The sequence below is a fragment of the Pantoea dispersa genome, assembly GCF_035783935.1.
In the GTDB taxonomy this organism is placed as follows: Bacteria; Pseudomonadota; Gammaproteobacteria; order Enterobacterales; family Enterobacteriaceae; genus Pantoea; species Pantoea dispersa_C.
Map to the genome: position 1 here is coordinate 21,348 of NZ_JALKOV010000018.1, position 14,068 is coordinate 35,415.

Annotated in this window: 13 protein-coding genes and 3 pseudogenes; 7 read left to right on the plus strand and 9 right to left on the minus strand. The window is 51.4% G+C overall.

Annotated elements, in window-relative coordinates; translation table 11 throughout:
* Positions 1 to 83: 83 nt before the first annotated feature.
* The 3 genes from MXF20_RS22640 to mntP all read right to left on the minus strand — a co-directional run bounded on the left by MXF20_RS22640 (position 84) and on the right by mntP (position 3,002).
* Entirely contained in the window at positions 84 to 725 is a 642-nt protein-coding gene (locus MXF20_RS22640; protein WP_325971571.1) for a JAB domain-containing protein, read from the minus strand.
* A gap of 1,032 nt (positions 726 to 1,757) precedes the next feature.
* On the minus strand, positions 1,758 to 2,087 hold the full coding sequence (locus tag MXF20_RS22645; protein WP_325971572.1) for a hypothetical protein: 330 nt from the start codon (positions 2,085 to 2,087) through the stop codon (positions 1,758 to 1,760).
* 342 nt (positions 2,088 to 2,429) lie between these two features.
* Positions 2,430 to 3,002: a manganese efflux pump MntP gene (gene mntP, locus MXF20_RS22650; protein ID WP_325971573.1), complete on the minus strand. Its 573-nt coding sequence runs from the start codon at positions 3,000 to 3,002 to the stop codon at positions 2,430 to 2,432.
* 262 nt (positions 3,003 to 3,264) lie between these two features.
* On the opposite strand from mntP, the gene cybB reads away from it, so the two are divergent.
* From cybB to MXF20_RS22665, 3 genes are all read left to right on the plus strand, one after another.
* Positions 3,265 to 3,789, plus strand: a complete 525-nt coding sequence (gene cybB / locus MXF20_RS22655; protein WP_325971574.1) for a cytochrome b561 — start codon at positions 3,265 to 3,267, stop codon at positions 3,787 to 3,789.
* Between the two features lie 820 nt (positions 3,790 to 4,609).
* Positions 4,610 to 4,924: a hypothetical protein gene (locus tag MXF20_RS22660; protein WP_325971575.1), complete on the plus strand. Its 315-nt coding sequence runs from the start codon at positions 4,610 to 4,612 to the stop codon at positions 4,922 to 4,924.
* 229 nt (positions 4,925 to 5,153) lie between these two features.
* A complete protein-coding gene (locus MXF20_RS22665) occupies positions 5,154 to 5,417 on the plus strand; it encodes a biofilm development regulator YmgB/AriR family protein (protein ID WP_325971576.1) in 264 nt (87 codons plus the stop codon).
* Between the two features lie 1,071 nt (positions 5,418 to 6,488).
* Here MXF20_RS22665 and MXF20_RS22670 read toward each other — a convergent pair.
* The gene (locus tag MXF20_RS22670) at positions 6,489 to 6,791 is read right to left on the minus strand and encodes a hypothetical protein (protein WP_058777940.1); all 303 of its coding nucleotides are present in this window, start codon (positions 6,789 to 6,791) and stop codon (positions 6,489 to 6,491) included.
* A gap of 424 nt (positions 6,792 to 7,215) precedes the next feature.
* Positions 7,216 to 7,635: pseudogene (locus MXF20_RS22675) on the minus strand (DNA methyltransferase); the annotation flags it as partial.
* Between the two features lie 885 nt (positions 7,636 to 8,520).
* On the opposite strand from MXF20_RS22675, the gene MXF20_RS22680 reads away from it, so the two are divergent.
* Together MXF20_RS22680 and MXF20_RS22685 are read left to right on the plus strand one after the other, a co-directional pair.
* Positions 8,521 to 8,979 (plus strand): GNAT family N-acetyltransferase, encoded by a 459-nt coding sequence (locus tag MXF20_RS22680; protein ID WP_325971577.1) that lies wholly within the window; start codon positions 8,521 to 8,523, stop codon positions 8,977 to 8,979.
* 322 nt (positions 8,980 to 9,301) lie between these two features.
* On the plus strand, positions 9,302 to 9,499 hold the full coding sequence (locus MXF20_RS22685; protein WP_325971578.1) for a hypothetical protein: 198 nt from the start codon (positions 9,302 to 9,304) through the stop codon (positions 9,497 to 9,499).
* A 35-nt stretch (positions 9,500 to 9,534) separates the two neighbouring features.
* Here the strand turns inward: MXF20_RS22685 and MXF20_RS22690 are convergent, their stop codons facing one another.
* Together MXF20_RS22690 and MXF20_RS22695 are read right to left on the minus strand one after the other, a co-directional pair.
* Entirely contained in the window at positions 9,535 to 9,810 is a 276-nt protein-coding gene (locus tag MXF20_RS22690) for a hypothetical protein (protein WP_058758733.1), read from the minus strand.
* Between the two features lie 413 nt (positions 9,811 to 10,223).
* A complete protein-coding gene (locus tag MXF20_RS22695; protein ID WP_325971579.1) occupies positions 10,224 to 11,018 on the minus strand; it encodes a helix-turn-helix transcriptional regulator in 795 nt (264 codons plus the stop codon).
* An 86-nt stretch (positions 11,019 to 11,104) separates the two neighbouring features.
* Between MXF20_RS22695 and MXF20_RS22700 the strand changes: the two are divergent.
* A pseudogene (locus MXF20_RS22700) lies at positions 11,105 to 11,903 on the plus strand (FUSC family protein); the annotation flags it as partial.
* A 7-nt stretch (positions 11,904 to 11,910) separates the two neighbouring features.
* On the opposite strand, the pseudogene MXF20_RS22705 reads toward MXF20_RS22700, so the two are convergent.
* Positions 11,911 to 12,141 (minus strand): annotated as a pseudogene (locus MXF20_RS22705) (LysE family translocator); the annotation flags it as partial.
* The gene (locus MXF20_RS22710; RefSeq protein ID WP_325971582.1) at positions 12,138 to 12,914 is read right to left on the minus strand and encodes a YqcI/YcgG family protein; all 777 of its coding nucleotides are present in this window, start codon (positions 12,912 to 12,914) and stop codon (positions 12,138 to 12,140) included. The pseudogene MXF20_RS22705 and the gene MXF20_RS22710, both read right to left, overlap by 4 nt.
* 119 nt (positions 12,915 to 13,033) lie before the next feature.
* Between MXF20_RS22710 and MXF20_RS22715 the strand changes: the two genes are divergently transcribed.
* Positions 13,034 to 13,978 carry a LysR substrate-binding domain-containing protein gene (locus MXF20_RS22715; RefSeq protein ID WP_325971580.1) on the plus strand — a complete coding sequence of 315 codons (945 nt, stop codon included), beginning with the start codon at positions 13,034 to 13,036 and terminating at the stop codon, positions 13,976 to 13,978.
* Positions 13,979 to 14,068 lie beyond the last annotated feature (90 nt).

Genomic DNA, 14,068 nt, shown 5'->3' on the forward strand with positions numbered 1-14,068 from the left:
TCTGGTCACTGATCCGGCCCGTTTATCGGGCCGGTGCGGTATCCGGCAGGGTCAAGCCCTGCCAGCAAGGTCATCGCAGCGGCTTAACCGTCGATATGCCCCATTTGTGCCAGTGAAACAGTCTCGTTGCCTGCAACAATGATATGGTCAATCAGCCTCACAGCGACCAGCTCAAGTGCCTTTTTCAAACGTTCTGTGATCGCAATGTCAGCCCGGGAAGGCTCTTTCAAAAATGAGGGGTGATTATGGCTCACGATTATCGCCACCGCGTTCAGCTGCAGCGCCCTGTATACCAAAACCCGGGGGTGCACTTCGACGCTTGAAACAGACCCCTGAAACATCTCCTCGTAAGCAAGCAACTGATGCTGGTTATTCAGAAAGGCAACTGCAAAAATTTCCCGGTCGCGGCCGGCAAGTTTTGCTCTGAAAAATTCTTCTGAAACCGCCGCAGAGGCAAAAAAGGTCCCGGTGGGATAGCGATGCTCAATGGCGCGTGCGGCTTCTTCCAGGATCTGACTCTCAGTGGCCATCACGTAATTCCCCTGTGCATCACGAATCTGTAGACGAGTGAAAAAACTAACGTTATCAATCAGTTTTTCCACCCGGGCAGCTATAGATTCTGAGGCGGTATCGATGATGTTTTGATCATCATGGCTGGTCATTATTTTCGTCAGCGCGCAATCGGTAATCGCATCCGGGGTGACGTTTACGGGGGTGTTCTGCATGGCATAGCTCCTTAAATCCGGCTGAGTAGTGCAGCGCGTGCTGCGGAACCGGCAAAGGCCTTCTCTGACGCGGGTTTTCTCTTTCCGGTCTGGCCTTTCGCGGCAAGGCCAAAGGAGCAACGACGAAGTGAAGGCATAAAGGGGCGACGACAAAAAGTTTTTGACGCCCCGGCAAAAAGTTTTTGGCGGCGTACATTTCACCCCTTTCTGCCTGAACCGGCGGTGCTACGACCAGCCCTCCGCGCAAGGGCTGGCCGGAATGCAGGGAAGCGTCAGAAAGGAAGTTTCAGGCCGCCCCGCGGACTGACCTTAAAGTCCCGGCGACAGGCCGGGACGGTGAACGCGACGGCGCAGCCGTCTGCAGCCGTTGAACCTGGACATCAGCCCGAAACCGCTCGCGGCCGAAACCCGCAGGGGTTCGGTGACGCTTGGCGGCTTTGCCGCTTAGCGACATAGGGCTCGACGACCCGGCTTGCCGGGGAGCCGAAGGGGGCCCCAGCTTTTGCTGTTGCTGTTGCTGTTGCTGTTGCTGTTTGGCACCTTATGGCCGCCGGGACCGGTGGGAATAAGGTGCCGCTCAAAGATCGGAGCTCGGCGATAGCTTTGACAGTCTCTTTTATTCCAGCTTTCGCAACTCCAGAGAGCAGACGAAAAAGCCACAAATGGCCGTGGTCTCGCATGGAGGGCTTACTTATGGGCGGCAGCAAGCCAGGCATGAGCGAGTGCGAACGGGCAAGGACGGCGAGCGAAGCGATCTCGTGAACGCGCAGCTGCCGGTCTAAAGTGGAGTCACGGCACAGGCCACAGACCTTACGTTTTTCCTCCTCCGCCTCAGGCCAGATAAAAGCGGCGCGCAGCAAAGCCTATTTCTCCTGGTCCTGTCCACAGCCGGCGTGCATATCAGCACCGGAACCTTGTGGATAAACGATGTTCCGCCACGCGCTAACAGGGCTTTCGCAGATTGTTCAATTATTAACCATTTCGGTGGTGAAGTTACCGCATTTATTCTGCGCGCCGGTTGAGCTCCACTAATTAGTTATCGGTTCCCTGAATTATTAAGCCGTTCATGCTCTGCTCAAGGCTGGCACAGTGACAGAGGTGGTGCGCTGTCATAAATAGCTTCCACTGGCATGAGCAGCACTTTTCCGTGCTACCCATCATGGTTTTCAAATTACCCACCACCGACAATCCCGGGAAGAGGATCTCCTGTATCAGCGCAAGGTGCAGCATGATGCCGGTTTTGGCCCCCGTAGCAGGGCTAATTCCTGGCGATATTCCGTCGACAAAGATATCAATGCCGATAGCTACCAGCATCCCTGATTTTATCGTTGCCTTCTCTCGGTATTGCTGAATCAGCATCATTTGCATTATGCCAGTAACATCGTCAGCTAGAACGGCCATCATTGAGTGTTTGAGGCGTTAGAGTGCTTAAGCAGCTGCTGCTGAGAGTACAACGCCAGCGGTAAAGTGGCGTGTCAGACCCATCGTCTTTTCCCCAGGTTGCCGGAAAAGTACCACACCAGCACCTGCAATGACGGCTGTGACGAGGAAGGTGTATACACCAGCGTCAAATACATGGGAAGGGCTCGACAGTTGTTATCACCAGTTATCGCTTAACGTGAGTCAATACCCAGGCAGTAACAGAAAAGGCGCGGAATTATCGCGCCTTTCACTGGAATGCTTAGATGTTGTAGATGAATGTGTTTAGTTGAGCAAACCCAGATGTTCGACAAGGATCGAGCTGCCGATGCCAATGAGCACCACGCCGCCAAGGATTTCTGCCCATTTGCCAATCCTGGCGCCAAGAAAACGCCCCAGCAGCATGCCGCTGGCTGCCATAAAAGTGGTTGCCGCGCCGATCGCCAGTGCTGTCACCACAATATTCACCTGCAGGAATGCCAGACCAACACCCACGGCCATCGCATCAAGGCTGGTAGCAATTGCCGTGGTAGCCAGCAACCAGAAGCCGTGGCGTCGGGGGGCTTCTTCCGGCTCGTCTGTTTCTTTGCGCATACCTTCAACAATCATTCGAGCGCCCAGTACGAAGAGCAGTGTAAACGCAACCCAGTGATCCCAGTTCATGATGAACTGACTTGCAGCAAGGCCGATGCCCCAGCCGATAACCGGTGTGATAGCTTCTATAACGCCAAAAATCAGACCAGTACGTATCACCTCTCTTAGAGGTGGGCGATGCAGCGAGGCTCCTTTACCGATAGCGGCGGCAAAGGCATCCATCGACATGCCAAAAGCCAGAATGATCACAGCGTAAAAGCTCATAACGGAGTTCCGAGTGCAAATTCAAAAATTAGAGCGTGAAGTTTTAAGAGGCCGCTATTCTGCCACATATAAAAAAACAAAAAAACCTTAAAATTTAGCCACTTATAACCAGCGCTAAGTTTGATAGCCTGTGCTATATATGCGGATTAATTAACCAAATCAGAATCAATCTCGGGTACGAGAGCAAATGCTGGTTTTCTCTTAATTTAATCATAAGAAAAAACAGCTACGGTAAGGAAAACAAACTGATGGGAGCTCATTGATGATGAATAAATACGCACGATCTCAAATACTTTTTCACTGGTTGACGGTTTTTCTTCTAATTGTGGCTTACGCGACAATTGAGTTACGAGGGCTGGCGGTAAAGGGGACGTGGCAGCGCAGTGCGGTCATCATCACGCACTTCTCCGCGGGTTTTTGCGTCATGATACTTATGGCGGCACGTCTGTATCTGCGCACCCGTAAAACAACTCCGCCAATTACCCCACAAGTTGCGCGCTGGCAGACAGGCATGTCTCATCTGGTTCACACACTGCTTTATATACTATTTGTTGTGCTGCCGGTTCTGGGTCTGACGTCACGTTACCTCAGCGGTAAAGAGTGGTCACTTTTTGGCCTGCATATGCCTGTAGCATCAACGCCCGATCCGGCAACAGCTTCGATGCTTATCAGCTGGCATGAAACGCTGGCTCCACTGGGCTACTGGTTGATTGGCCTGCATGCTCTGGCGGCTATTTTTCATCACTACGTAATGCGGGATGATACGCTACGCAGAATGATGCCGTAAAAGCGGACAATGAGTGTTCAACCATTAATACTCATATTCACATCCACCGTGATATTCGTGGCGTGGTTGAACCAATCATCTGACTATCTAAAATTAATTTAGCTGTAGTCGTTAACGACGAGGTTAATATTTAGAATATGTAGCATTACAACCGATATTCTGTGATGATAAAATTTTTTAAGAAGCCATATGTTTCTTAGCGGGCGTGATGATGCATGTCGTTAATAACAGTATATAATGAATATTATACACTCTGAGCTACTGATTCATCATCTTGCAACTGCATCTACCTCTCACCCTTGAACATATTTGTGGTGATCAGCAATTCTTTCCGAAATGAATGAAAGAGAATGGAGTAATCCTCTTACCAGGCTGACTTTGCATTAAAGAAGCTCGGAATCCCCAGACATATTTATTATTACCATGTGTAGGACATCCGTCATGGCGCAAAGCCTCCTTCCACCTTACCGCAACTGACTGGCTGTTAAAGCATGACATGCTATTGTGGTTAATCTGAAACGGGCAGCATGCTCCAGCTATCCATAGTAAAAACATTTCCCGTGAATAGTCACACTTATAGCCACCAGATCCCGTTTCCCGTTTCCCGCTACTAGCCGTATCGCTCAAAGATCACAGTTAGATCACTAAATAAGAAACCTCACATCAATCACTTATTGTAACACGAAAAGGTTCAGTATATTTACTCTCGTTTATCCATAGACTACACCGATAGATATAGTTCAAACCGAGCCATCCCATTTGCTATAATTGATGTGTGATTGAGGTAATTCCTTTTTCATTTATTCAGCGAGGTGTAAACGTGTTGTACAGCGAAGACATGACCGGTCACGCAGTTATTGGTGAACCAGCAGTCAATCTTGCCGTGCGTGAAGCCGCGCGTGAAAAGGAAATAAACGTTGATTCGCTCCTGGCGGAGCTTTACAGCATGCTAAGAGCTGAGGAGCTCAGCCGTCGCATTGACCGTATCAATGCTGCCATAGGCTGGTTAAGTGACTTTCGCGCTATGGGCGCTCACAGTGGTGCGGATCAGGGCTGGATGCTCACTGATTCAAACGACCACAGCTTTAGTAGCGATGCGACTATTCATTTGCCGGCTGATGAAGGCAATAAATGAGCTAACCATATTCCCTAGGGCAGGGCGCCCGCCGCCCGCCCTAGGGAAAGATATTTAAGGCACATAAATATAGTCCGGCTGATGAAGCGATTTCATTTTTTTCCTGTCCTATAATGATACTGTCTTGCAGCGCGAACCTGATGTAGTTCACGCGTCAACACAATAAAAATTACGTAATCCTTCCAGCGCCGTCACCCGCTCAGGTTGCTCCGGCAGGGACTTCCACAGCATGAAAAATACAAATTCAGTAACCGTTATTCGCGCCCACCTGCATAACCATGACGGGGCACTGACGGCACAGCGTAATGAGCTCGAGGCAGCCATTCAGGCGATTCTGGCCTCGGGCGATCAGTTGTCCAATAAAACGCTCATCCTGCACGTCATTCGTGAGCTTGAGCGCGAGCGTGACGCGCAGAGGCAGACGGTGCTTCGCGATGTATTGGAGCTGATCGTAACCCACACGCCTGACGATGCCGGCGGTCATGCTGTGTGAGGCCAGGTTCAGGTCCAGGCGAGTGGCCAGTTCAGTTTTCCCGCAAAGAAGTGGATGGCCCGGCTGCAGGCCTCGCACATCGTCACATCGCCGCCTGATTCCTTCAGGTACCAAAGCGTATCAATTAGCTCGTGAAGGCTTAATGATTCGTCTCTTTGCAGTAACTGCCTGATGGCCAGCCCAGTGGCCTGGTGCATCAGGTCCTGTATTTCAATTTCGTTTTTCAGATGCGCTCCGCTTATTGGGGATATATACAGTCTATCGCGGTAAACAGGGCGCATAAATACCTTCAAAAAAACCGCCGAAGGCTGTTACGTAATCGGGGTGACATCCCGATTGGTCGGAATATCTCTTTCGCCGCCATGCAACTTGTCCTCGTGACCAGGTTTTGCTGCCTCGTAGGCAGGAGAGGCATGACGCCATCAGACATCAGTTCATGAAAGAAGCGGCATTATCGCGGGACTACTTCCCGCCTTTCTGCTTCATGGTGTCGCTGTCCCTGTGGCCTATTTGGTTGCCCGCGGGCAACTTGCTGTGGTCGGCGTTTCTGTCGTCCTTAACATTTTTACCGTTACGGTCAGTCATGGCTACCTTCATCAACGGGCAATGGGTGACATTAAGTTTAGGGCCGTGACGGTATCTAATGTGAAGAATTCTTTCTCTGTGTCTTAAGTGTGAAGAGACTCGTAACGAGGGTGGCATGCCGGCTATAGCAGGCCGGCATCAGCCTGTCCATGGTCACTCAGGTGACGGCCCAGCAGGGCCGTCACTGCAGACGCACGTGCAGCCACACCGCGTGCGCAAAGGTACTGGGATCGTGCGCAATATTCATCGCTGCGGCCCCCGTCAGACGTTGATAAACGCAGTGCTGCGCTGCTTTTCGGCGCTGGAGATCAACATCATTGCGGTGGGTATCAGGTAACCGGATGAGTGGATGTGGCTGGAGGCGGCCGGAGTCATTGATTTCAGGGGGCGCTGTTCACAGCTAAGGGCACAGCCGTCGACTGGCCGGAAACCCGAGAGGCCATTTGGGGCATTAGAACTAATAAAGGGCCCGCAGGCCCGGGATGATCAACAGGCTGTGGCCCCCTGAGGCGGATGCTGCGCGACCACAAAGTTCGCCGGCACTTCAGACTTTTCCTGCCGCAGGGTTCTGCCGCGGTTCGCCTTTTGAAGCCAGGCACGGAAATGCACCATCATGGCCGCTGCGTGCTGCGTATCGGGCGTGCGGTATATTAGCAGCCGGCTTTTGGTCTGGTTTGTGCAGTCGATGGCGTAAATCTCGGTGACGGCGTTGCGCTGCTCGCTTTCAATTGCTGTAAAATGCATCTGAGGCCAATGTTTAACCTTCAATACAAACTCACTTAGTATCATTTTTTCGCCTTTTATTATGTTAATAACCGGTACTCATTTCTCTGGTCTGCCCAACATAGAACTTATTGCGAAATCTGCATGCCGCCCGCCTGACATTAAGTGTAAATATTTTTACTGATCCCCTAATTTTTTAGCGCTGCAGATAGCATTATCATGCGGCTGTGAGGCGTGCCCGGCAATATGCTGGTGGGCTATCAGTGCAACAGGGAATATCTGACAGGACAGGCAGTAATACTTAGCGAAGTCTGGCTTATAAAAATCCCCGGTAGCCCGACAGTTATGACGTAGAGGCAAGGGCAAGGGCGACGGCGCAGTAAATTCTGAAACTGCGACACTCCCTGGGTGTGCGCCCTGAGCCGTAGTTTATGTGGAGGACGGGAACACGGCCATGATCTGGCAGCCGAGCCTGGCAGAGCGCGGCGATGCCGGTGTATTCCCATGGCATCACGTCCGGCGGCGGTTTTGCCGGCAGTGGCGGGCGCCCCTTCGCCAGCAGGTATGCACTTTCATGCTGATAGCCGACAAAGGCCGACTTTGAGGCGTAGGGCTTGGTGAAAACCAGGTGACCGACAACGCGAAAACCCGCTTCCTTCCAGGCCTGCATGAACATGTCCACGCGGTTCCAGCCGTAGAAACTGACCGCCAGGCTGTTATCTTTCAGCACCCGGTACATTTCCCGGCTCGCCGACAGCACCCAGTAGCTGTTTACGTCATTCGCAATGGTGCGCCCGGACCGGTCTTTAAAGCCGACCAGGTACGGCGGATCGGTGAGAATGAAATCAATGCTTTTGTCCGGAAAACCGCCCATAACCTGTACGCTGTCGCCGTGCATGAATCGTGACATTGCTGTGCTCCTTTGGATGAAGGGGCCACCCCTCTGGTGCCGTGACCTCCACAAAGCCGGGCGACCAGCTGAGCAAACAGGGGCGGACGCGCAAGCCGCACGCGACGCCAGAGCGGACTGAATGTCCCGCGCACGTCGGGATACGGGTGAGTCATGAGGCGAAGCTGCCTTGCGGACGAAGCGACCCGGCTAAGGTGAAGTCACGGCGCAGCCCGACGATCAGGAGGGAGGTACAAAGGCAATTCATGCTGTACAAGTTGTGAGATAAGCTGCGATATCTGGTAAAGAGAAGCGGCGAGGTATCTTCATCAAGGGCTGATTTGTGCCAGGAGCGGACGTATCCAACATCTGCAAGCATTAATCTTTGAAGAAGAGCTCTCACTGAATAGTCATGCAGACGCACCTAAATCATCAGGGGCGTTTTTCAGGATTTGTGCCGGGAGAAAGGTGCCGGAAACGGCCCGGACGCGTCAGGATCGCGCTGAAGGGCTTTACGGGGGTGCGGCCAAGCACTGTTATGTTAAATTTGAGCGACTGGCAGAGCCGATCTGTAAAAAAAGCGAAAAGATTCGCACGTATCCAAGCAGTACACACCATACTGGTCTCGTCCCACACCAGGGCTTTTGTACGCATGGCTCCCGAAATAGGGGCTTTTTTTGCTCCTGACGGATTTTCCAGCCAAGCTTAAAGGGTGCCGTTCCTGCTGGTTTCGGCACTGATTTCGCAAATTATGAGCCCTGTTTTTCAGCCCGCTATGAAAGATGGCGGTTTTTTTTTGCCCATCGTCTGCATGCGCAACAGAAATCTTATGTTAAATATGGATAGACGTCACAGTCGGAACAGGCATGGTAGATTCAGTAGCTAAAACTGAATTGAGGATAGTGAATGTTCAACATTTCAGAAGTTGATAAAGGGGATTCTGACTTGGCGCGGTTGGTCAGCGAGCTCGATGCCTTTCAGAGCGAACTGTACCCTGCAGAAAGTAACCACTGCCTGGATCTTTCAACAGTCAATGAAGAGCAGCTCCGGTGCGTGATAGTACGTGATGAAGGTGATGCTCCTGCAGGTTGTGGTGCTTTGCTATTTCACGAAGATGGCTCAGCTGAGATTAAGCGGGTTTATATTCGACCGGAATACCGGGGAAGGAAGCTCGGAGAGCAGATCGTCAGTGCAATCGAGGGGATTGCTTCAGAAAAAAATTCGCGGCTATTGCAGCTTGAAACAGGTATTCACCAGCAACCCGCTATAGCGCTTTATCGCAGATGCGGGTACGAGATATGCGATGCATTCCCCCCGTATAAACCAGATCAGTTGAGTGTTTTTATGCGCAAAGAGCTTACTTAACGTAACGCTGTTATAGCGCCAAGGAAGGGCGCAACAGGATTATTATGATTAATTTGGCAGAATTTTCCTGTCGCCATCACTTTGACGTCCGCTTCTCGCTCATAGCGGATGACCTGCCGTCAGTCCGCTTTGTGCCAGAAGCGGACATTGCTTGCATCATGGGGGGCCAGTTTGCGCGAAAGTCAATCATAGATTTTAGCCCTTTTAAAAACTTTCTTTGCCACAAATAGTTTATGAAAGCTATCAGCTCACTGACACGGACACAGTTACCTCCCCTCTGACAAATGCTATAATTACTGCTGCTTCGTTTATCGGAGGATTTATGGATTTGGGCGAGGATAATAAAAAATCACTGCAGCTCATTGGTAGCATTATCCGCAGACTGCTCTGCCAGAAAGCCACCGTAGGGAAAGACGAAGTGATAGATGCACTGGAACTGCTCAGCAAAAGCACCGCGGATCGGCATGTGCGTGAAAATAGTATAAAAGCGATTCAGATGCTGAATCGCCGGGTACACTGAATGAGTAAGGCAGAACCTAACAGATGCGATAACTACTAGAGCCTAATATTCTGCTGGCAAGGCAATTCTCGCAATAACAGCTTAATTTCAGCACTGTAATTATCGAAACATTGGGATGTGGTAAGAAGTCTTTCGGTCTGCCTGATTGCTTCTCTGATGATTTCACGACGAGCTGCCTCTTTCTCAGCTTCAAGCATCTGTTTGAGCTTTTGAGCCAAGATTTGCACGCTGATTACATCGTCGTCCTCAAGCAGCAATAATGTGGCTTCTCCAATGACGACATTGACCATTTCTTCTTCACTTCTAAACATATCAATCTTCCTGTTGCCTGGCGATAAGAGTCCGTCGCGGCGGACAAGCATTATTGCTATTGGGAGTCTACGATCTATGTCTAATTTCAGTAGCAGCACTGATCTGCTGAAGTGTGTAATCATATCTGCCCTGAGTGTAACACAATGGGACCAGCCTGCCTGAAGTTTCGCCAGCCAGGTCACACCTTTTATTCCAGCTCTATTGAGATGATGATGATTCTGCGAGCTCTAGTGTTATGCGTGGGAGTTTCATTAAGCTTCTTTTATGCCAGATGTTGACTGACCTGCTCTCCATTGATTTACTCAGAACACTGTTAGCAACGTCCGACTTTTGCTCAAAGCAGACATTCAACTCTGTAAGCTCGCCCGCTTTTTACCCGCGCGTAAATCAAGAGCCGCACACTGTAACAAATCTATGAATCCGCCGTTTTGCAGACAGCAAAATAGTGCGCTGGCGTACTGCCCATGGTTTTTCTGAACATGGTGATAAACGCGTTAACCGACTCATACCCTAAGTTTGCTGCCACGTTTTTTACCGACACCCCACTTGCCAGATCCCGCAGGGCAATAATCAAGTGCAGTTGCTGACGCCATCGACCGAAGGTAAGACCGGTTTCACGCAGCATTAAGCGCGCTAACGAGCGCTCGCTGAGTGCCAGTCGCTTTGCCCAGACTTTGAATGTGCTTCGATCGCCTGGATTGCTGACCAGTGCATCGGCCATAGCGCTAATTTTAGGGTTAGCTGATACCGGCAGGCTCAATTTCTGCTGCGGCATGGTCACGAGTTCATCGAGCGTCACTCTGGTCAGCCTGCCAACATGACTCAGTTGTGCGTAATCAACGCCTTCATTCGTTAAGCGACCAACTAACTCTTTAACCAGGGGGGAAATTGCCAGCGTGCAGCATTTCACCGGCATTGCGGCAGCGCCCGGCTCAATAAACAGATAGTTAAGGTGCGCATTCCAGGTCGCTTTGGCGCTATGGGGGACTCCGCCTGGGATCCACACTGCGCAATCGGGTGGCACAATCCAGATATTGTTTTCCGCACGACAAATTACCGCCCCATACAGAGCAATAATCAACTGCCCTTTACGGTGCGTATGAACCGGCACTTCGGCTGCGTAATCAACGAAATCGATATGACGAGCGACTGCGGGGCTCGACGTGCTGTCGGGATCAAACAACGTATTGGCAAGTCGGGGTGTCATGTTATTGGCAACATTTAGATATTTTTTGACAGAATAGAGTATTTAGTGACGTGCGCAAACCGGCAATAATTCTCGGCATGAATACAATGATCTCTTTTTGGCACGCAATACGCCGCTGGTCAGGCCACATAATCACTCCATTGCTATTGAGCGATGCGCATGCACTGCTCTATTCCATCAGGAGTTTTGCCGCAGCGATGCTCGCCTATTACATCGCCCTTTCGATTGGTCTTGAACGCCCCTCCTGGGCCATTATCACCGTCTACATCGTTTCGCAAACGTCGGTGGGGGCCTCGCTGAGCAGATGTCTCTATCGTCTTGCAGGCACGGTGGCTGGCGCGGGGGCAACCGTGCTGATCGTGCCCATGTTTGTGAATATGCCCATTTTATGCAGCGCGATGCTGACAGGCTGGATCACATTCTGCCTTTGGTTATCCCTGCTTGAGCGCACTCCCCGCGCCTATGCCTTTGTACTGGCCGGTTACACCACAAGCCTGATTGGCTTTCCCTCCGTATCCGACCCAGGCTCGGTGTTTAACATTGCTATCATCCGGGTGCAGGAGATAACGATCGGCATCCTCTGCGCTGCGCTGATTCATCGGTACATTCTGCCCAGCAGGATATCGGGCCTGTTCAACAGCAAATTGACGCAGACGCTACATGCGGCACGACAAAGGCTTGCCGATACCCTGGCGGGCAAGTCTGATGCTGATTCATCCCCCCTTCACTTTGCGCCGGCACTGCAATTCCTGCAGGGTATCAGCCACCACATCCCGTATGATTTTGCCCTCTCAGTTCCGGTTCGGCAGGCCAGAAAAGCACTCCATGACAGGCTGGCGCGATTAGTCATCGTGGACGCTGAATTACGCGATCGCTTGCAGGTGAACACGGATAGCCCGAGAAAACTCAGCCAGACCGGTGACAGAGAAACCACACCTCTCAGCATTAGTGTGGCCACTGCTATCAGGATGAGGGATGCCCCGTTTGTCCCGACGGCGGTGGCAAACGCGCTCCGGTATCCGTAACGGGCAGCAGTGCCGGTGATGAGTGCCACAACCGGACCGGGCGTGAGCAGCAGCATCATGACGGAAAAAATGTATGCGCTCAGGAGGGTCATATTCATTGCAATTTTTTTTCCTTACGTATGCGCAGTGGACACTGCGACGGGTTCAGGGCGCCAGGTTCACTGAGCTGATACTGCCTCCATTCAAGACTGCCCGCATCACCATAAAAACCGAGCTCTGAAGGAACGTAACCGTTATTGTAATTACAGACCCTTGTCCGGATTTTCTCCCGGATTTTGATCCCCTTAGGGTCATTCTGGCTGGCCAGAATGTCGAAATGGGCTCTAGGGTTGACGATGAAGACAGCCCGCTTTCCCAGATTCCTACTTCTAAGCTGAGAATGGCCGGGGCAGCTGACATTAAAAAAGAACTCTGTGCCGCCAAAGCAGAATGACCACGCACTATCTTCAGGGCTTAGCGGAATATGTGATGGCCAATCTCGTGTGTCATGATCGTGAAGGCTCTGCAGCTGCTGCCATCCAAACTGCTGAGCTTCTTCAAGTGAATTCAGGGTGCGGTGCTGAAAAATCAGCAGCAGCGGACTGTAAAGCCTTTCTTCTTCCGGCAGCTCATGCGTCCGTGCCACCAGACTCTGCATGAGCGCCACCAGGTCAGCCGTGGTGTTGTCCTCACTCACCAGCCCAAACAGCAGAGTTTCCGAATTCCATGCATGCCGGGCAAACAGGCAGGGAAAATCTCTATCGTTAAGCCGTACCGCGATGTCACGAAATGTATCCACCGGCCAGTCTCTTACCGGGCAGACGTCGCCGGCATCCCTGCTTATCATCATTAGGTCTGACTGTCTGATAATGGCTCCGTTCCTGAGAAGCATACCTTCCACGATAATCCCTCCGTTAAGTTTTTCGGACGGGATTATTTACCCACGCGGAGCAGTTGAAAAACGGATAAAACTCGCGCTTAATGTGATTAAAACTCACATTAGGATTAATTATGTCGTTACCACCTCTTTATGCACTACGGGCTTTTGAGGCTGCCGCGCGGCTGAACTCATTCAGTAAGGCTGCAGAATTACTCAATATTACGCCGGGTGCAGTCAGCAGGCACATCCGCACGCTTGAAGCATGGTTTGACTGTGAGCTTTTCAGACGAAATGGGCCGCGAGTAAAAGTGAGTCAGGCGGGACGCACCCTTGCCGGACAGCTTACCGAGGGGTTTATGAGCATAGAGCGGGCCTGTAATGCCTTTAAAAGCCACAGCCATTTTTTGCGCCTTAAAGCACCCTCAACGCTTACCATGAGATGGCTTCTTGACGTGCTCAACGATTTCCGTAAAAACCACAGGACTCCCGGGATAGAGATAACCAGCATCTGGATGGATACGGACGAGGTGGATTTTAGCCGTGAACCCTACGACTGTGCCATTCTGCTCGGCAACGGTCATTTTGGGGAGGGGACAGAGAGCAGGCTGCTTTTCAGCGAGTGGCTGATACCCGTCTGTTCGCCGGCAATGCTTGTCAGTGTCCGCGAATCCCTTCCTGACTGCGACCTCATCCATCCCTCTCCGGATCGTCGTGACTGGCGGAGATGGCTGAAGAGGACGGGGCATTTTCCTGGACTTAGTATCAGCGGCGGGAAAGTTTTTGATACGCTGGAGCAGGGAAATCTTGCCGCCCTGAGTGGGCATGGAGTCTCGGTCGGTGACCTGCTGTTAAGCACTGAGTCTATAAGAAGTGGCCTGCTTACCATTCCATTTCCGGAGGCTGTGGCAACTGGAGACGGATATTATCTGGTATGGCCCGAAAATTCAGCTATAGAGCAGAATGTTGAAATGCTGCTGAACTGGCTTAAACGTCATGTCCCCCTACTTCCTGAGGAAAACCTGATTTACCTTCATACCGGTGACCTGCCCCCCGGATTAAATACAAAACTCAGTTAGTAATGTCGGATCCTTCACTCTCAGAATTACCCTTTCTCCAGCTCGCTGCAAATTCAGACGGCGTCTGATAATTCAGCGTGGAGTGCGGAC

What these genes read in the sequence shown, in the direction of transcription:
- MXF20_RS22640 (WP_325971571.1), bottom strand. Translation starts at nt 725, where the DNA reads ATGCAGAACACCCCCGTAAACGTCACCCCGGATGCGATTACCGATTGC.
- MXF20_RS22645 (WP_325971572.1), bottom strand. Translation starts at nt 2,087, where the DNA reads ATGATGCTGATTCAGCAATACCGAGAGAAGGCAACGATAAAATCAGGG.
- mntP (WP_325971573.1), bottom strand. Translation starts at nt 3,002, where the DNA reads ATGAGCTTTTACGCTGTGATCATTCTGGCTTTTGGCATGTCGATGGAT.
- cybB (WP_325971574.1), top strand. Translation starts at nt 3,265, where the DNA reads ATGATGAATAAATACGCACGATCTCAAATACTTTTTCACTGGTTGACG.
- MXF20_RS22665 (WP_325971576.1), top strand. Translation starts at nt 5,154, where the DNA reads ATGAAAAATACAAATTCAGTAACCGTTATTCGCGCCCACCTGCATAAC.
- MXF20_RS22670 (WP_058777940.1), bottom strand. Translation starts at nt 6,791, where the DNA reads ATGATACTAAGTGAGTTTGTATTGAAGGTTAAACATTGGCCTCAGATG.
- MXF20_RS22680 (WP_325971577.1), top strand. Translation starts at nt 8,521, where the DNA reads ATGTTCAACATTTCAGAAGTTGATAAAGGGGATTCTGACTTGGCGCGG.
- MXF20_RS22685 (WP_325971578.1), top strand. Translation starts at nt 9,302, where the DNA reads ATGGATTTGGGCGAGGATAATAAAAAATCACTGCAGCTCATTGGTAGC.
- MXF20_RS22690 (WP_058758733.1), bottom strand. Translation starts at nt 9,810, where the DNA reads ATGTTTAGAAGTGAAGAAGAAATGGTCAATGTCGTCATTGGAGAAGCC.
- MXF20_RS22695 (WP_325971579.1), bottom strand. Translation starts at nt 11,018, where the DNA reads ATGACACCCCGACTTGCCAATACGTTGTTTGATCCCGACAGCACGTCG.
- MXF20_RS22710 (WP_325971582.1), bottom strand. Translation starts at nt 12,914, where the DNA reads ATGCTTCTCAGGAACGGAGCCATTATCAGACAGTCAGACCTAATGATG.
- MXF20_RS22715 (WP_325971580.1), top strand. Translation starts at nt 13,034, where the DNA reads ATGTCGTTACCACCTCTTTATGCACTACGGGCTTTTGAGGCTGCCGCG.